Below are 12,963 nucleotides of genomic sequence, written 5' to 3'. Positions count from 1 at the left end.
GGACAACTGTCCGGATACCCTGCGGCGAACCGGAAGCCGACAGATCCACCGGAGGAGCGCCAATGTCCAGCAGCCCGTCGTCGCGGCCGACCTCGGAGACGCGGCTCTCGCTGTCGCACATCACCGCGCAGAACGAGACCAACCTGCTCGGGACCGTGCACGGCGGCGTGATCATGACGCTGGTCGACTCGGCCGCGGGCGTGGTCGCCGCGCGGCACTCCGGCGGGCCTGCGGTCACGGCGTCGATGGACGAGATGGTGTTCCTGGTCCCGGTCCGGGTCGGCGACGTCGTGCACTTCAGCGCCCAGGTGAACTGGACCGGCCGCAGTTCGATGGAGGTCGGCGTACGGATCACCGCCGATCGGTGGGACGCGGTCGGTCCGCAGGTGCATGTCGCGTCGGCGTACCTGGTGTTCGTCGCGGTGGACGAGAACGGGCAGCCGCGCAAGGTGCCGCAGGTGGAACCGGTGACCGACGAGGACCGGCGGCGGCTCCGGGAAGCCGAGATCCGGCGCAGTCACCGGCTCGCCCGGCGGGCGGCGATCATCGCCTCCCGCGAGCACGACCGCTGAAGGAAGCGTGGAGGGGGTCGGTCAGGTTCGGGGCCAGGTGGTCAGTAGGTCTTGGGCGGCTCGGGTTGCTACCTCGGGGGCTGAGGGCATCGCGGCTACTCGGTAGGTGATGAGGGCGCCTTCGTGGAGTAGGAGCAGGCGGTCGGCGAGTTCGTTCGGGGCGGTGAAGCCGGCGGCCCGGGCCTGGGCCTCGAACTCGGCGCGCATCCACTGTTTCTGGCCGACGATCACCGGCATCGCGGGATGGTCCGGCGCGGCCAGCTCGACGCTCGCGTTGATGAATCCGCACCCGTTGCGGGACCCGGCCAGCCAGTCGGTCAGCGCGCCGAACAGCGCGAGGATCACTGCCTCGGGCGTCTCCGGCTGCCGCGACGCCAGCTGCTCGTCGAGGAACCGGTGCCAGGCGCGGTCCCGTTCCTCCAGGTACGCCGCGATCAGCCGGTCCTTCGACCCGAAGCGGTCGTACAGCGTCTTCTTCGTGACGTCCGCCGCCAAGGCGATCGCGTCGACGCCGACCGTCCGGATCCCCTGTTCGTAGAACAGCGTCGACGCGGCGGCCAGGATCCGCTCACCGGCCGGGGTCAGCCGCGGCGCCGCCGGCACCCGGCGGTCCACGAGGAGTCTCATCTGCTGGTCGAGCATACTGACAGTATACCGACCGGTGTGGTTACTGTCGGAGCATGAAGGCACTCAGCTTGGCCGCCGGCACCGGTTTCGTCGTGTTCTGGAGTTGCGGCTTCATCGGCGCGCGATGGGGAACGGAGTACGCGACAGCCTTCGACCTGCTCGCCTGGCGGTTCCTCGTCGCGGGCGCGCTCGCCACAGCGGTGTTGGCAATTCGGCGACCGCGGATCTCCCGGCGGGACCTGGTGACCCAGGTGTCGATGGCGTTCCTGACCCAGTTCGTCTACCTCGGCCTGATCTTCACCGGGATCGACCACGGCATCACTGCCGGCGTCACTGCGCTGATCGGTTCGCTGCAGCCGATCCTGATCGCGACCGTCGCCGGTCCGCTGCTCGGCGAACGGGTCAGTCGGAGTCAGTGGCTCGGACTGTTCGTCGGACTCGTGGGGGTTGGTCTCGTCGTGGCCGACGACCTCCATGCACGCTCACCATTGCTGTTCCTGCTCCCGTTCGGCGGCCTGCTCGGGCTGGTGGCAGGTACGGTCCTCGAACGCCGCAGGACGCCGAGTACAAGCTCCCTCGACGCACTGGCCGTGCAGAGCCTCACATCTGCTGTCCTCTTCACTGCACTCGCGGCGTCGACCCATCGGTTGACAGTGCCCGACCAGCCGGCGTTCTACGGCGCGGTCCTCTGGCTGGTGCTGTTGGCGACCGGTGGCGGCTGGGGTCTGTACCTCGTCAACCTCAAGCTCTCCGGCGCCACGCGCATCAGTTCTCTGCTGTACCTCGTCCCGCCGACGACAATGGTGTTCGCGTTCCTCCTGTTCCACGAGACCATCGGAACGCTCGCCGTTGTCGGCATGCTGATCTGTGCGGCCGCCGTACTGCGGATCCGGCTCGGTGAACAAGTACGCTGCGGGGATGGCGGAACCCCGGTGGCTGAACCAGACAGAAGCCCAGGCCTGGCGCGCGTACATCGCGGCACAGCGCGTAGTGAGCAGCCGGATCGAGCAGCAGTTGCAGCGCGACGCGGGCATCCCGCACACCTACTACGAGATTCTCGTCCGGCTGTCCGAGGCGCCGGGCAACCGGCTGCGGATGAGTGAACTCGCCGTTGCCACCCTCGGCTCGCGCAGCCGGCTCTCGCACGCGGTGAACCGCCTCGAGCAGAACGGCTGGGTGAAGCGCGAGGGGATCGAGTCCGACCGCCGCGGCCAGGTCGCGATCCTGACCGAGCTCGGCCGGCAGAAGCTGATCGACACCGCCCCCGGCCACGTCGAGGAAGTGCGCAGGGCGATCTTCGACGCGCTCACCCCCGAGCAGGTCGAGCACCTGTACGACGTCTGCGCAACGCTGGCCCGGCACTCCGGGGACACCGTCGATCGTGCGGCCTGGGAGCGGAGCTGAGGTGAGGCGCCCGGTCGCGCTGCTCGCGCTGACTGCCCTCGCCGTCACCGGCTGCGGTGGCAACGGTTCGCAAACGACAGCAGGGCCCAGCACCATCCCGTCCTCGACAGTCCCCACGACCGAGGAGCCCAGCTCGACCACACCGGCCGGAACACCATCCGACACACCGTCGGAAACACCGTCTCCGACGACTGCACCGAACTGCGTCGACCAGAAGCTCAACACGCTCACACTCCGCGAGCAGGCCGGTCAGCTGATCATGACCGGCATCGACGCCGCCGGGATGACCTCCGCCCAGCGGACCGTCGTACGGCAGCAGAACTCCGGCGGAGTGTTCCTGGTCGGCACCGGCGGCAGCGTGTCCGCGACGCGCGCCGCGACGGCGGCCGTGAACGACGCAGCCACTGTGGCTGGCGTACGCCCGTTGATCGCTGCGGACCAGGAAGGCGGAAAGATCCAGCGGCTCAAGGGTTCCGGGTTCGACCGTATCCCCGCCGCGACGGTGCAGGGCACCTGGTCGAGTTCGAAGCTCACGGCGCAGGCGCAGCAGTGGGGCAGCCAGCTGAAGCAGGCGGGCGTCAACGTCGACCTTGCGCCCGTCGCCGACGTAGTACCCGAGTCACTCAAGGCGCAGAACGCACCGATCGGCCAGCTGGACCGCGAGTACGGCAACACCCCTGAGCAGGCCGGCCAAGGCGTGAAGGCGTTCGTCCAAGGGATGCGGAACGCCGGCATCGCGACCTCGGTCAAGCACTTCCCGGGACTCGGGCGCGTACGCGGCAACACCGACTTCGCGGCCGGTGTGGTCGACAACGTCACGGTCCGCGGCGACGCCGACCTGCAGCCGTTCGCGGACGGGATCGCCGCCGGTACGTCGATGGTGATGATCTCGACCGTGACGTACACCAGGATCGACCCGAAGAACCGGGCCGTGTTCTCGCCGACCGTCATCCAGGGCATGGTCCGCGGCGACCTCGGCTGGCGCGGCGTCGTGATCACCGACGACGTCGGCTCGGCCGCCGAGGTGAAGTCGGTACCGGTCGGCGAGCGGGCGACCCGGTTCGTCGCGGCCGGTGGCGACATCGTCATCAACGCCGAGTCCGGGCTGACCGCGACCATGGTGAACGCGCTGGTGACCAAGGCGCAGCAGGACAAGTTCTTCGCCGCGAAGCTGACGAGTAGCGTGCGGCGTGTGCTGACCCTCAAACAGGACCACGGCCTCGTGAGCTGCGGATGAGTGAGCTGGGGATGAGTGAGGAGGAAGAGCCCGACTACCGGTTCACCCTCGCGAACGAGCGCACTTACCTGGCGTACCTGCGGACCTCGCTGGCCTGCTACGCCGGCGGTCTGTCCGCCGTGCAGTTCCTCGACCTCGGCCCGGACCGCTGGCCGGCCCGGGTGATCGGCATCGTGCTGGTCCTGACCGGAATCGTCACCACGGCCGGCGCGTTCCGCCGCTGGCAGCTCAACCTGACCGCGATGCGGCGCGGCGGCGCCCTCCCCGCGAGCCGGCTGCCGCTGATGCTCGGAGCAACGATCGCGACCGTGGGCCTGATCGGCCTGGTGTTTTCAGTGTGGCGATGAGCACACCGGATCCGGGCCGCCAGCCGGAGCGCACCCTGCTCGCGTGGCGCCGTACCGCCCTCGGCCTGATTGCCAACGGCACCCTGTTGCTCGCCTCCGGCCACGGCTCCTCACAGGTCCGTACGGGCCTCGGAATCGTCGTTCTGGTGCTGTCCCTGGGCTGCTGGACCGCCGTGAGCGCCGTCTACCGCCGTACCAGAGGTGGTGCGATCCATGCCCTCGGCCACCAGCACGTACTGCGGGTCGCTGCCGGTCTGGTGCTCGTCGTCGGCCTCTTCGACCTGTACGCCGTGATCACCAAGTGAAACCGATCGGTCACCGGTCGTGGTCGGTTCCGCCGGTGAGTTCATAACAACGCGATACGTTGACCAGGCCGGATGCCACGTCAGCGGTCCGTTCCCCCTAGCATGTTCACGGTTTGTCCCTCGTTCACCCGGAGCTTGAAGTGCCGTTACGTCTGCGTCCGAACGACCCGACGTTCTACGACCTTTTCACCGAGTCCGCCAACCACCTCGTGGACGGATCCCGGATTCTCGCGGAACTGCTCGGCAGTACGGCGGGAACCGGGCTGGCCTCCAGCCACCAGATCGCCGCCCAGATGAAGGACGCGGAGCACGCGGCCGACGAGACCACCCACTCGATCATCCGGCGGGTCAACACGACCTTCGTCACGCCGTTCGACCGGGAGGACATCTACCGGCTGGCCTCCGACCTCGACGACGTCATGGACTTCATGGAGGAGGCGGTGGACACCATCCACCTCTTCAACCTGGAGAAGCTGCCGGAGGAGGTCGCCGAGCAGATCGAGGTCCTGCAGCGGGCCGCCCAGCTGACCGCCGAGACGATGCCGCGGCTGCGCACGATGAAGGACCTGGCCGAGTACTGGATCGAGATCAACCGGCTGGAGAACACCGGTGACGCGGTTCATCGCCGGGTGATCGCCAAGCTGTTCAGTGGTGAGTACGAGGCGCTGACCGTGATGAAGCTGAAGACCGTGGTCGACTTGCTGGAGGCCGCGATCGACGCCTTCGAGCACGTCGCGAACACGGTCGAGCAGATCGCCGTCAAGGAGAGCTGAGCGTGGAGCTCACGCTCGTCATCGCCGTCGTCGTCATCGCGCTTGCGTTCGACTACACCAACGGCTTCCACGACGCCGCCAACGCGATCGCGACCTCGGTCTCCACCCGGGCGCTGACCCCGCGGGTGGCGCTGGCGATGGCGGCGGCCTTCAACTTCCTCGGCGCCCTGGTCGGCACTGAGGTGGCCCAGACCATCGGCAAGGGCATCATCTCCGCGCCGACCGGCAAACACGGCCTGGTGATCGTGATTGCGGCCCTGGTCGGTGCCATTACCTGGAACCTGATCACCTGGTACTTCGGCCTGCCCAGTTCCTCGACACACGCGCTGATCGGCGGGCTGGTCGGTGCCGGCCTGGCCTCGACCAGCACGATTCTGTGGTCCGGCATCGTCGACAAGGTCGTGATCCCGATGGTGCTGTCGCCGGCCGTCGGCTTCCTCGGTGCGTTCCTGCTGATGGTCGCGATCCTCTGGGCGTTCCGGCGCAGCAATCCGGGCAAGACCACGCGCGGCTTCCGGATGGCGCAGTCGGTGTCGGCAGCCGCGATGGCGCTCGGCCACGGTCTGCAGGACGCCCAGAAGACGATGGGCGTCATCTTCCTGGCCCTCGTCACCACCGGCCATGCCAAGCAGAGCGACGGCGTTCCGCTGTGGGTCAAGATCGCCGCGGCGACCGCGATCTCGCTCGGGACGTACTCGGGTGGCTGGCGGATCATGCGGACCCTCGGGCGGCGGATCATCCACCTCGACCCGGCCCGCGGCTTCGCCTCCGAGACGGTGTCGGCGCTGGTCCTGTACGTGATGGCGATCGGCCTGCACGCCCCGGTCTCGACCACGCACACGATCACCTCCGCGGTGATGGGTGCCGGTGCGACCAAACGCCTGTCCGCGGTCCGCTGGGGCGTCGCGAAGGGCATCGTCACCGCCTGGATCCTGACCATCCCCGCCGCCGGCATCGTCGCCGCAGCGGTCTACGGCCTGGTCCACCTGATCTTGGAGTAATTCCACTGGACCGGTTCATTCAGAATTCACTCACCGAGCCTACGGTCGATCGACGCTGCAGATCGTCCGCCTAGGGGAAGTGATCTCGATGGACCTGTCGTTCCTCGTCGTCGTGGTGATCGTCACCGCGTTGGTGTTCGACTTCACCAACGGGTTCCACGACACAGCCAATGCGATGGCGACGTCGATCGCCACCGGTGCACTGAAACCGAAGGTCGCGGTCGCGATCTCGGCCGTCCTGAACCTGGTCGGTGCGTTCATCTCCACCGAGGTGGCCAAGACGATCTCCAGCGGCATCGTCGACGACGCCAAGGTGACCGTGCCGGTGATCTTCGGCGGCCTGGTCGGAGCCATCCTGTGGAACCTGCTGACCTGGTACGTCGGCCTCCCGAGCTCCTCGTCGCACGCGCTCTTCGGCGGCCTGATCGGCGCCACCTGGATCGCGTCCGGGAGTAGCGCCGTACATTTCACCACCGTCGTGCAGAAGATCATCATCCCCGCCGTCGCGGCCCCGGTCGTCGCCGGTCTGGTCGCGCTGCTCGGTACGTTCCTGGCGTACAAGATCACCCAACGGTCCCGGCAGAAGACCGTCACCGAAGGGTTCCGGGTCGGCCAGATCGCGTCGGCCTCGCTGGTCTCGCTGGCGCACGGCACCGGTGACGCGCAGAAGACTATGGGTGTGATCACGCTGGTGCTGATCACCTCCGGCAGCCTGCACTCCGGTGCCAAGCCGCCGGTCTGGGTGATCCTGGCGGCCGGTCTCGCGATCGCCGCCGGCACCTACCTGGGCGGCTGGCGGATCATCCGGACGATGGGCAAGGGCCTGGCCGAGATCGAGTCGCCGCAGGGCTTCTCCGCGGAGACGAGCTCGACAGCCGTGTTGCTGGCGTCGTCGCACCTGGGCTTCCCGCTGTCCACCACCCAGGTCTGCTCGGGCAGCATCCTCGGCGCCGGCCTCGGCAAGCGGCTGGCCGAGGTGCGCTGGACTGTGGCCGGCCGGATGGCCGTCGCCTGGCTGCTGACGCTGCCCGCGGCGGCGATCGTCGGCGCACTCGCCGGTGAGGTCGCGGACTCCGGCAACCTCGGTGTCGCGATCATCGCCGTACTCGCGGTCGCGGCCGGTGGCGCCATCTACGCCGCGTCCCGGCGCCGCCCGGTGACGTCGGAGAACGTCAACGAGTACCCGAGCTCGACCCCCGCCACCACGCCCGCCGCGGCCTGAGAGGAGTACGACGATGCACATCAAGTGGGATGCCCTCGGTGAGGTCGCACTGGCCAGCCTGCTCTTCGGTGTCGGTCTGGCGGTGCTGTTCGCGCTCGGAGTCACCGCGATGGCGCGGCGTGCCGTAGCGATCGACGACAAGCGGCAGCCGTCCGTGGTGGACACGGGTGTCGCTGCACTGTGTTTCGCGGCCTGCCTGGCCGCCGTGCTCTACGGGCTGTACCTGATCATCCCGCAGTTCCACTAGTACCCGGCTAACGGTTCCAACGGCGTACAGCCTTGGCGACGTCCTTCGTACGGATGGAGCCGAGGTTGTACTCCCATGCGGCCAGCAGGCGGTCGCCGAGCACCTCTGCGTCCAAGAACGTACGGGGGCGTACGGCGACGGCCCAGGTGGCCGCTACAGCGTGCCCCTGCTGGTGGAGCAGGTGGTCGACGGTCGCTTCGATACGGGCTTTCTGCTCGCTGTCCAGGCCGTCCGTGGCCCACTCCTGCAGCAACCGTGGGTCGTCGGCCGTCATCCGGGCCAGGTAAGTCAGCGGGCCGCGCCAGAAACCCTTGCTGCCGATGCTGTCCAGCGTCTCCAGCGGGAACCAGCCGTTCTGGTTGCGCCGGCCGTTCACCGCGGACTCCACCTCGCGGGCACGGTCCACCGTCAGGCCGCGGGTCGCCCAGTCGACGAAGTAGGCGCCGGCGTCCGGGATGTGCTCAGCGACATGCGGCGCCGGCGTCAGCGCACCGGGCTCGAAAAGATGCAGCTCTTCCGGTGAATCGAACAAGGACCTGCCCCCGCCTGCTTTGGTAAACCAGCTACCACAGGGACCCCCCAGGTACCTGCTACGTCAACGAGTGCCTTCGTACCCTTGATCGCCCCTCAGGGTCAAGGTCTCCTCCGCCGTTCGGCCCGCTCCGCGAGCTCCTCGCGATCCAGCCGCTCGGCCTCCTCCGGGGTCGGCGCGCTGCCGCCGTACGCGGCCGGCAACCACCAGGCACCGGCCGGCTGCTCAGGGTAGGAACGGATGCTCTCGTCCAGCATCCCGGCCATCGTCGTCCGCAGCCGCGCGGTCGCCTCCGCGGGGTCGTCGGCGGCCGTCACGGTGAGCGGGGCGCCGATGCTGATCGAGATCGGGCGGTGCCGGGTGAAGTCCCGCGGGTGGTCCTTGGTGAACATCCGCTGGGTGCCCCACAGGATCATCGGCAGGATCGGTACGCCGGCCTCGGCGGCCATCCGGACCGTGCCGGACTTGAACTCCTTGAGCTCGAACGAGCGGCTGATCGTCGCCTCCGGGAACACTCCGACCAGTTCGCCGTTCCGCAGGTACTCCACGGCGGTCCGGTACGACGCCGCGCCCGCCTCCCGGTCCACCGGGATGTGGTGCATGCCGCGCATCAGCGGACCGGAGTACCGGTTCCGGAACAGCACCTCCTTGGCCATGAAGCGGACCAGCCGCTTGGCCGGCAGGGCGCCGAACCCGCCGAGGACGAAGTCGACGTAGCTGATGTGGTTGATCGCGACCAGTGCTCCGCCCGTGCGCGGGACGTGCTCCGTCCCGGTGCGGCGGATCTTGAGGTCCAGCACCGTGAAGGCAGTCTTCGCGAAGGCGACGACGGGCGGGTACACGAGGTCTCTCATGACCCGATTATGGTGGGCGCTGACAACTAGAGACCGCGGGAGCTCGCACCGTAGTGGGCTGAGAGGGCGGCTGGACCAGGAATCTGACCCTGGCCGGTGCCGCCGACCGCAGAACCTGTCCGGGTAATTCCGGCGTAGGGAGCAGCAAGATGGTCAATGTCAGCACCGGCCCGATCTCGGGGTCGGAGAAGATCTATCGCGGCGAGCTCGGCGTACCGGCGCGCCGGGTCAATCTCACCAACGGTGAGTACTTCGACCTCTACGACACGTCGGGTCCGTACACCGACGCGTCCGCGCAGATCGACATACAGGCCGGTCTGCCGCCGCTGCGGCGGGACTGGATCGCCGGCCGCGAGCCGCGGACCCAGCTCGGGCACGCGCGGGCCGGGACGATCACCGAGGAGATGAGGTACGTCGCGCTCCGGGAAGGGCTCGACCCGGAATTCGTCCGGGACGAGGTGGCGCGCGGCCGGGCGGTGATCCCGGCGAACCGCTGCCACCCGGAGAGCGAGCCGATGATCATCGGCAAGAAGTTCCTGGTGAAGGTGAACGCCAACATCGGCAACTCGGCGGTCAGCAGCTCGATCGAGGAGGAGGTCGAGAAACTCGTCTGGGCGACCAGGTGGGGCGCGGACACCGTGATGGACCTGTCGACCGGGAAGAACATCCACGAGACGCGGGAATGGATCCTGCGGAACTCGCCGGTGCCGATCGGTACGGTCCCGCTGTACCAGGCGCTGGAGAAGGTGAAGGGCGATCCGGCCGCGCTGTCGTGGGAGGTCTACCGCGACACCGTGATCGAGCAGTGCGAGCAGGGCGTCGACTACATGACGGTGCACGCGGGCGTACTGCTGCGGTACGTGCCGCTGACCGCGCGGCGGATCACGGGGATCGTGTCGCGCGGTGGGTCGATCATGGCCGCGTGGTGCCTCGCGCATCACCAGGAGTCCTTCCTGTACACGCATTTCGCGGAGCTGTGCTCCATCCTGCGTGAGTACGACGTGACGTTCTCGCTCGGCGACGGGCTGCGGCCCGGGTGCATCGCGGACGCGAACGACGAGGCGCAGTTCGCGGAGCTGCGGACGTTGGGGGAGCTGACCCGGATCGCCTGGGAGCACGACGTACAGGTGATGATCGAGGGGCCGGGACATGTGCCGATGCACAAGATCGCCGAGAACGTACGGCTCGAGGAGGAGCTCTGCGGCGAGGCGCCGTTCTACACATTGGGGCCGTTGGCAACTGATGTGGCGCCGGCCTACGACCACATCACGTCGGCGATCGGGGCGGCGCAGATCGGCTGGCTGGGTACGGCGATGCTCTGCTACGTCACGCCCAAGGAACACCTCGGGCTGCCGGATCGCGACGACGTGAAGACCGGGGTGATCACGTACAAGATCGCCGCCCACGCAGCCGATCTGGCCAAGGGGCATCCGGGTGCGCAGGCCTGGGACGACACGTTGTCCAAGGCAAGGTTCGAGTTCCGCTGGGAGGACCAGTTCAACCTCTCGCTGGATCCCGACACCGCACGTTCGTTCCATGACGAGACACTGCCCGCCGAGCCCGCCAAGACCGCCCACTTCTGCTCGATGTGCGGTCCGAAGTTCTGCTCGATGCGGATCACCGCCGACATCCGCGCCTACGCCGAAGAACGAGGCCTGACCTCCACCGAAGCCATCGAAGCCGGCTTCGCCGAAATGTCCGAGACCTTCAGGTCCACGGACCAGAAGTTGTACCTGCCTGTCACCGACTGAGTCGGTTTCCGGTCCGGCCCGGCGTGTGCGACGCTCCGGGCCGGATACGGGGAGTGACCGGGTGAAGCGGTTCAGGTTTTGGCCTTCACTCTGCGTTAATAAGGTTGTAGCCTTATGGGCGTCGGAAGGAGGTGCTGGTGATGGTCTTCGTTCTCACGGTAGATCAGCGGGGTAGCCGAAGCACGAGTGATCTCGTACCCGAGTTGCTGAGCTCCCTGAACCGGCGGCCGCGGCGCGGCGGGCTGTTGCGGCGGTTCGAGCGGACCGCCGGCGACGAGGTGCAGGGCGTGTTGTCCGAGGCCCGGACGACCGTCGACGTGATCGTCGAGCTGCTCCGGACCGACAGTTGGTACGTCGGACTCGGCGTCGGCGACGTCACCGAACCGCTGCCCCGGAGTACGCGCGCCGGTAGCGGTGACGCGTTCGTGTTCGCCCGGGAGGCGGTCACCCGGGCCAAGTCGAGCCCGCACCACGTGAACGTGGTGGGATCCAACCCGCGGAGCGCCGAGCAGGTGGAGACGGTGCTCTGGCTGATGGCGTCCGTACTGCGACGACGGAGCGAACGCGGTTGGGCCGTGGCGGATCTGTTGGGCGATGGACTCACCAGGCGGGAGATCGGCGTGAAACTCGGCATCAGCCAGTCGGCAGTGACCCAGCGGGCCCAAGCGGCCGGTGTCGCCGAGGAACAACGCGGACGGGCACTTGCGGCCGACCTCCTCGACCACGGGGTCGCTGCGTGACGGCGCTGGTACTTTCGCTCACCGCAGCCGCCCTCGTCCTCGCCGTACTGGCGTGGGTGCCCAAGTCCGGATCCAACCTCGAGATCGTCATCAGCGGTGTCATGCTGGCCTGTTTAGCTGCGGTTGGCGTCCTGTTGCTCGCCGGCCACGGTGTGGACGGCTGGGCCGAGCGCTGGTGGAACGTGCTGCTCCTGCTCGCGGGAGGGCTTGCGGTGACCGGCGGCGGCCCGCTGACGACCTCTGTGCTGGCCTTGGCCGACAGAGGGAACACCCGTGCCCAGTCGACGCAGAAGGCCGGTGAGGTACTACGTGGCGGCGCACTGATCGGTGCGCTCGAACGGATGGCCATCTACGCCGCACTGGTCGCGGGCTGGCCGGAAGGCATCGCGATCGTGCTGGCGATCAAAGGGCTGGCCAGGTACCCGGAACTCCGTAGTCCTGACCAGCCGGCGTCCGTCACCCCACAGGCTGTTGCCGAACGCTTCATCATCGGCACGTTCACCAGCGTCCTGTGGGCTGTTACGTGCGCAGGGCTACTGCGCTCGCACTGAATGTCAGTTGGTGCGCACCACGAAGGTGTTGCAGACCTTGTCGTGCCAGGTCTGCTTCTGCTCGTCCCACAACGGCCAGAGCGAGTCCAGGAAGCAGGCGTTGTTGAAGATGCCGCTGAGGATCTCGCGCAGGAACGCCCGGCCGGCTCCGACCGTCTGGCCGGTCCTGGAGTCGACCAACTTGATGTGCAGCACGCTTTTGCCGACGCTCTGCCCGGTCGACCCCTGCCGGAACACCCGGTTCCACAGGCCGAGCCCGAAGCTGGCCAGCGCTCCGACGATGAGCAGGATGACCGCGAAGGCCGATGGGCCGTTGTCGTAGCGGTTCTGCCTGGTGAAGACGTCCGCGATGAAGACGCCGTAGCCGATCAGGACCGGCACAGTGCTGATCAGACCGTCGATCAAGGACGCCCCGACCCGCGGAAGCCAGTCCGCCAACGGTGCCTGCGGCCCGCCGTACCCGTACCCGGGCTGCTGGGGATACCCGTACTGTCCGGGCTGCCCAGGAGCCTGCCCGTACCCAGGCTGCTGCCCGTAACCCTGCCCGTAGCCCTGCCCGTAGCCCGGCTGCTGCCCGTACCCGGGCTGCTGGCCATAGCCCGGCTGCTGCTGCCCGTAGCCGGGCTGCTGACCGTACTGACCCGGCTGCTGCGGGTCCTGGGGGCCGTAGCCCGGTGGTGGCGTCGGAGTGCTCACGACGATCCCTTCTGGCGAAGTGCAAATGAGGAGTAATTGCAGGCTAGTGCTCCGACGTGCCAGAGTCGCGGACAGATCCCACCCGCGGCGAGTTACCGTTGTCC

The 12,963-nt window shown here is 68.0% G+C and carries 17 protein-coding genes and 1 riboswitch; of the genes, 13 read left to right on the top strand and 4 right to left on the bottom strand.

Annotated elements, in window-relative coordinates; genetic code table 11:
* Positions 1-62 precede the first annotated feature (62 nt).
* Complete coding sequence (locus ACFYRU_RS38775; RefSeq protein WP_387668751.1) at positions 63-572, top strand: acyl-CoA thioesterase; 510 nt, start codon at positions 63-65, stop codon at positions 570-572.
* A 21-nt stretch (positions 573-593) separates the two neighbouring features.
* On the opposite strand, the gene ACFYRU_RS38770 is transcribed toward ACFYRU_RS38775, so the two are convergent.
* Positions 594-1,199, bottom strand: coding sequence for a TetR/AcrR family transcriptional regulator (locus ACFYRU_RS38770; RefSeq protein WP_387668748.1), 606 nt, complete (start codon positions 1,197-1,199; stop codon positions 594-596).
* A 53-nt stretch (positions 1,200-1,252) separates the two neighbouring features.
* On the opposite strand from ACFYRU_RS38770, the gene ACFYRU_RS38765 reads away from it, so the two are divergent.
* From ACFYRU_RS38765 to ACFYRU_RS38725, 9 genes are all read left to right on the top strand, one after another.
* Positions 1,253-2,302: a DMT family transporter gene (locus tag ACFYRU_RS38765; RefSeq protein WP_387668746.1), complete on the top strand. Its 1,050-nt coding sequence runs from the start codon at positions 1,253-1,255 to the stop codon at positions 2,300-2,302.
* Positions 2,190-2,603, top strand: a complete 414-nt coding sequence (locus ACFYRU_RS38760; RefSeq protein ID WP_387668743.1) for a MarR family winged helix-turn-helix transcriptional regulator — start codon at positions 2,190-2,192, stop codon at positions 2,601-2,603. Before ACFYRU_RS38765 ends, ACFYRU_RS38760 begins: the two co-directional genes overlap by 113 nt.
* Position 2,604: 1 nt before the next feature.
* Positions 2,605-3,840 (top strand): glycoside hydrolase family 3 N-terminal domain-containing protein, encoded by a 1,236-nt coding sequence (locus ACFYRU_RS38755; protein WP_387668741.1) that lies wholly within the window; start codon positions 2,605-2,607, stop codon positions 3,838-3,840.
* Between the two features lie 11 nt (positions 3,841-3,851).
* Positions 3,852-4,187: a YidH family protein gene (locus ACFYRU_RS38750; RefSeq protein ID WP_387668738.1), complete on the top strand. Its 336-nt coding sequence runs from the start codon at positions 3,852-3,854 to the stop codon at positions 4,185-4,187.
* Complete coding sequence (locus ACFYRU_RS38745; RefSeq protein ID WP_387668735.1) at positions 4,184-4,492, top strand: DUF202 domain-containing protein; 309 nt, start codon at positions 4,184-4,186, stop codon at positions 4,490-4,492. Before ACFYRU_RS38750 ends, ACFYRU_RS38745 begins: the two co-directional genes overlap by 4 nt.
* Positions 4,493-4,632: 140 nt before the next feature.
* Positions 4,633-5,265 (top strand): DUF47 domain-containing protein, encoded by a 633-nt coding sequence (locus ACFYRU_RS38740; RefSeq protein ID WP_387668733.1) that lies wholly within the window; start codon positions 4,633-4,635, stop codon positions 5,263-5,265.
* Between the two features lie 2 nt (positions 5,266-5,267).
* Positions 5,268-6,266, top strand: coding sequence for an anion permease (locus ACFYRU_RS38735; protein WP_387668730.1), 999 nt, complete (start codon positions 5,268-5,270; stop codon positions 6,264-6,266).
* 88 nt (positions 6,267-6,354) lie between these two features.
* Positions 6,355-7,488 (top strand): anion permease, encoded by a 1,134-nt coding sequence (locus ACFYRU_RS38730; RefSeq protein WP_387668728.1) that lies wholly within the window; start codon positions 6,355-6,357, stop codon positions 7,486-7,488.
* Positions 7,489-7,501: 13 nt separating this feature from the next.
* A complete protein-coding gene (locus ACFYRU_RS38725; protein WP_387668726.1) occupies positions 7,502-7,735 on the top strand; it encodes a hypothetical protein in 234 nt (77 codons plus the stop codon).
* A gap of 7 nt (positions 7,736-7,742) precedes the next feature.
* On the opposite strand, the gene ACFYRU_RS38720 is transcribed toward ACFYRU_RS38725, so the two are convergent.
* Positions 7,743-8,267 carry a hypothetical protein gene (locus ACFYRU_RS38720; protein ID WP_387668723.1) on the bottom strand — a complete coding sequence of 175 codons (525 nt, stop codon included), beginning with the start codon at positions 8,265-8,267 and terminating at the stop codon, positions 7,743-7,745.
* Between the two features lie 101 nt (positions 8,268-8,368).
* The gene (locus ACFYRU_RS38715; RefSeq protein ID WP_387668721.1) at positions 8,369-9,121 is read right to left on the bottom strand and encodes a lysophospholipid acyltransferase family protein; all 753 of its coding nucleotides are present in this window, start codon (positions 9,119-9,121) and stop codon (positions 8,369-8,371) included.
* A 25-nt stretch (positions 9,122-9,146) separates the two neighbouring features.
* A riboswitch (TPP riboswitch) is annotated at positions 9,147-9,280 on the top strand.
* Here ACFYRU_RS38715 and thiC point away from each other — a divergent pair.
* The 3 genes from thiC to ACFYRU_RS38700 all read left to right on the top strand — a co-directional run bounded on the left by thiC (position 9,271) and on the right by ACFYRU_RS38700 (position 12,163).
* On the top strand, positions 9,271-10,872 hold the full coding sequence (gene thiC / locus ACFYRU_RS38710) for a phosphomethylpyrimidine synthase ThiC (RefSeq protein ID WP_387668719.1): 1,602 nt from the start codon (positions 9,271-9,273) through the stop codon (positions 10,870-10,872). Its footprint overlaps the riboswitch before it by 10 nt.
* Positions 10,873-11,012: 140 nt before the next feature.
* Positions 11,013-11,612 (top strand): transposase, encoded by a 600-nt coding sequence (locus ACFYRU_RS38705; protein ID WP_387668913.1) that lies wholly within the window; start codon positions 11,013-11,015, stop codon positions 11,610-11,612.
* Complete coding sequence (locus ACFYRU_RS38700) at positions 11,609-12,163, top strand: hypothetical protein (protein WP_387668717.1); 555 nt, start codon at positions 11,609-11,611, stop codon at positions 12,161-12,163. Before ACFYRU_RS38705 ends, ACFYRU_RS38700 begins: the two co-directional genes overlap by 4 nt.
* Before the next feature lie 3 nt (positions 12,164-12,166).
* On the opposite strand, the gene ACFYRU_RS38695 is transcribed toward ACFYRU_RS38700, so the two are convergent.
* Complete coding sequence (locus tag ACFYRU_RS38695; protein ID WP_387668715.1) at positions 12,167-12,859, bottom strand: RDD family protein; 693 nt, start codon at positions 12,857-12,859, stop codon at positions 12,167-12,169.
* Positions 12,860-12,963: the final 104 nt, after the last annotated feature.

The sequence above is a fragment of the Kribbella sp. NPDC004536 genome, assembly GCF_042873835.1.
Taxonomy (GTDB): domain Bacteria; phylum Actinomycetota; class Actinomycetes; order Propionibacteriales; family Kribbellaceae; genus Kribbella.
Note: the sequence above shows the minus strand (reverse complement) of the source record. Positions and strands in the feature narration are given on the sequence as shown.